Annotated in this window: 1 protein-coding gene; it reads left to right on the forward strand. The window is 49.4% G+C overall.

The features are described 5' to 3' along the window. Window positions 1–212 precede the first annotated feature (212 nt). The gene (locus I2G61_RS16245) at window positions 213–1,199 is read left to right on the forward strand and encodes a metallophosphoesterase (RefSeq protein ID WP_072682801.1); all 987 of its coding nucleotides are present in this window, start codon (window positions 213–215) and stop codon (window positions 1,197–1,199) included. The last annotated feature ends 120 nt before the right edge of the window (window positions 1,200–1,319 follow it).

Below are 1,319 nucleotides of genomic sequence, written 5' to 3' on the forward strand. Positions count from 1 at the left end.
AAATTGAGAACAGATACGATAGAATGAGTAATGGACATAGTGAGATTTCCTTTCTGTAATTTGTGGTGATTTTATTGTAACGGAAATTCTTACCTATGTCTCTTTTTTTATGCTCAAGAAAAAAAGGCTTTGGTTTCCACCAACACCAAAATTTATAGAACCTTCTTTTTGAGGGCCGCTTATGATAAAATAGAAGGACGAAAGGAGTTCTCATGAAGAAAATCCTGAAAATAACCTTGATCGTTCTGCTTCTGATCGCCGGCGCGGGCGTACTTTATTTAGACGCCACGGAAATCGCGCCGAAGCGGGTGCGGATCCGGACGGAAACGATCGGTTCAGAAAAGATTCCTGAAGCCCTGAGCGGCCTTCAGATTTTATTTTTTTCCGATGTACATTATAACGCCTTTGTCGACGATTCACGGCTGGAAGCGCTGATCGAGAAAATTGACAGCGTCGGCGCAGACGTCATTCTGTTCGGCGGTGATTTATTCGATCACCCTGCCAATCAATGGCCCGACGATCAGGCGATGGATACGATCCGCGACGCTTTATCGCGGTTGAAAGCGCCGCTGGGAAAATTTGCGGTGCTGGGCAACCATGATCTGGAATCGCAGAGCAGCGGGGAAATGGTCAGCCACTTGTTATTTGAAGCGGGTTTTGAAGTCTTGAACAATCAGTCCGTGAAAATCCGCAACCGCGGCACTCAGTCGATCTCGTTAGTCGGTTTGGAAAGCGAGATGCTGGGCAATCCGGATCCGGAAGCGGCATACCAGAACATCTCTCCGGACAGCTTCACGATCGCCCTGTGCCATACGCCGGATACCGTGCTGCGGCTGCCGCAGGATCAGACGGATTTAATGCTAGCCGGCCACAGCCACGGCGGTCAGGTTTACATTCCGCTGCTGGGTACCTTTTACCGGGCGAATTATGCCGAGATATATTACCGCGGCAAGCATCAGGTTGACGATATTCTCCTTGACGTCAGCAACGGCACCGGCACCACCCGCATGGACGTACGCCTGTTCTCCCCTGCCGAAATCGTCGTTTATCGTCTGGAACACACAGAACCGGCGCCTGAAACAGACTCTGTGCCAGACAACCCGGATCAAAGCGACGGCAGTAACGAAGCCGGCACTGACGAAAATCCAGACGGCAGCGATGTCCCACAGGATCAACCCGCTGAAAATCCAGAAGAATAACTAAAAAAGGAACGCCCTGAAACGGATGATCAAACCCGTTACGGCGTTCCTTTTTTTAGTGGTTCTATAAATTTTGGTGTTGGTGGAAACCAACGCCTTTTTTTCTTGAGCATAAAAAAA

The sequence above is a fragment of the Holdemania sp. 1001095H_141210_F2 genome (assembly GCF_015558105.1).
Lineage (GTDB): Bacteria > Bacillota_I > Bacilli_A > Erysipelotrichales > Erysipelotrichaceae > Holdemania.

Excerpts from the sequence above, each read along its gene's own strand:
- I2G61_RS16245 (WP_072682801.1), top strand. The coding sequence starts at position 213 with ATGAAGAAAATCCTGAAAATAACCTTGATCGTTCTGCTTCTGATCGCC.